The 2,174-nt window shown below is 70.9% G+C and carries 2 protein-coding genes; both read left to right on the plus strand.

Annotation, left to right across the window (positions count from 1 at the left end; all coding sequences use genetic code 11):
- Positions 1 to 81: 81 nt before the first annotated feature.
- The gene (locus ADK55_RS13785) at positions 82 to 1,029 is read left to right on the plus strand and encodes a methionyl-tRNA formyltransferase (protein ID WP_053678516.1); all 948 of its coding nucleotides are present in this window, start codon (positions 82 to 84) and stop codon (positions 1,027 to 1,029) included.
- 169 nt (positions 1,030 to 1,198) lie between these two features.
- On the plus strand, positions 1,199 to 2,174 hold a 976-nt coding region (locus ADK55_RS35545), incomplete at its 3' end, for a MarR family winged helix-turn-helix transcriptional regulator (RefSeq protein WP_063839533.1).

Consider the following 2,174-nt stretch of genomic DNA (forward strand, 5'->3'; position numbering starts at 1 on the left):
ACCCAGGATATGGGGGCGTTGCGTAGTTAGGTAAGCCTTGCTTTACTGGAGTCAATCCATCATTCTTCTGAGGAGGACCGCATGCGGGTCGTCATGTTCGGGTACCAGACCTGGGGACATCGCACTCTGCAGGCGCTGTTGGACTCCGAGCACGACGTGGTGCTGGTCGTCACGCACCCCAAGAGCGAGCACGCCTACGAGAAGATCTGGAGCGACTCGGTCGCCGACCTCGCGGCCGAGCACGGAGTGCCGGTCGAGATCCGCAACCGCCCGGACGACGAGGAGCTGTTCGCCCGCCTCAAGGAGGCGGATCCGGACATCATCGTCGCCAACAACTGGCGCACCTGGATCCCCCCGCGCATCTACGACCTGCCGCGCCACGGCACCCTGAACGTGCACGACTCGCTGCTCCCCAAGTACGCGGGCTTCTCCCCGCTGATCTGGGCCCTCATCAACAACGAGTCCGAAGTGGGCGTCACCGCCCACCTGATGGACGAGGAACTCGACGCCGGGGACATCGTGGTCCAGCAGGCGGTCCCGGTCGGCCCGACCGACACCGCGACCGACCTGTTCCACAAGACGGTCGACCTGATCGCCCCGGTCGCCGTGGGCGCGCTCGACCTGATCGCCTCCGGCCGCACCGAGTTCACCAAGCAGGACCGCTCGCTCGCGAGCTTCTTCCACAAGCGCGCCGAGGAAGACGTCCGGATCGACTGGAACTGGCCCGCCGAAGACCTCGCGCGCCTGGTCCGGGCCCAGTCCGACCCCTACCCGAGCGCCTTCACCCACCACCGGGGCAAGCGCCTGGAGATCCTGGCCGCCGTGGTGTCCGAGGCCAGGTACGGGGGCACCCCCGGCCGGATCTTCTACCGCGAGGGCGACGGGGTCGTCATCGTGGCCGGCGCCGACGCGCGCACCGGCCGCAATCACGGACTCGCCGTCACCCGGGTCCGCACCGAGGACGGCCGGGAACTGTCCGCGACGGAGTACTTCACCTCCATGGGTGGATATCTGACCAGTCGGCCCTGAGTGGCCGCACGCCGAGTCCCCACCGATCGACCGGACGGCGCCCCGCACCGACCACGGGGCGCCGACCTGACCCCTCGCCGCCGCGCGGATCACCGGATCCGTGGGGCGGCGACGTCATTCCGTCGGCGGCGCACTCGGCAACGAACGAACGGGGAATGAGGGAAAGCTGATGGAGCGACAAACGACCACCGGTACGCACGGGGACCCCGTCGGGTCCCCGTTCGTCATCATCGGAGTGGGGAACACCCAGGCGGACTGGGCGCGGGTGCTCGGCGCCCTCACCAACGCCGACCCGACCATCGCTGCTCCGCCGGCGCCGGGGGCCGCCGCACCCGGGGCCACGCAGGAGAGACCGGCACCGGAACCGAATCCGGCGCCCGTCGCCGGTGGCGCCGAACACTGCGGGAGACCGGCCGCGGTGGCGGAACCCAAGAGCGCGACACCGCCCAGCGTCCTCGACCTGAACGCCTACCTCGTCTACGCGATCGGCAAGGCCGCCCGACGCAGACTGACGGCCAAACTGACCGAACACGGGCTGCGCCTGTGGCACCTGACCGTGCTGGCACTGCTGTCCGACCTCGGCCCGCAGTCCAAGGGCACCCTCGCGACGCGTCTCGACATGAACGCCAGCGATCTCGTCAAGATCGTGAACGACCTGAACCGCGCCGGCCACGTCGACTGCACCCGCGACACCGAGGACCGCCGCCGGGTCGTCGTGGACCTCACGGAGAACGGTCGCGCCGCGCTGAGTCGCCTCAACGCGGACATCGCGTCCGCCGACGAGGAGTTCCTGAGCCCCCTGAGCGCCCCCGAGCGCGCCCAACTCGGCTCCCTGCTCCGCCGCGTGCACCGACACTTCGACACCACCCCGTCCCACACCGTCCACGAGGAATCCGGCGGCCCCGTCGCGAACCCCGCGGCGCCCCACCGGGCCGGTGTCCGGTCCGTCGAGGCCCTGCGCATCGACTGGAACCGGTCGGCCGAGGAGATCGGCGATCTCGTCCGGGCCCAGTCCCGTTCCTCCACGGCCGCCTACACGCACCACGGCGGGCGCCGCCTGGGGATCCTGGCCGCCCCCCTCCCGCCGGACCGGTACGACGGCGCGCCCGGCCGCGGGGGGCGCTCGACCCCCCACGGTCCGGGGG

It is taken from the genome of Streptomyces sp. WM4235, assembly GCF_001279725.1.
Lineage (GTDB): Bacteria > Actinomycetota > Actinomycetes > Streptomycetales > Streptomycetaceae > Streptomyces.

What these genes read in the sequence shown, in the direction of transcription:
- ADK55_RS13785 (WP_053678516.1), top strand. Translation starts at nt 82, where the DNA reads ATGCGGGTCGTCATGTTCGGGTACCAGACCTGGGGACATCGCACTCTG.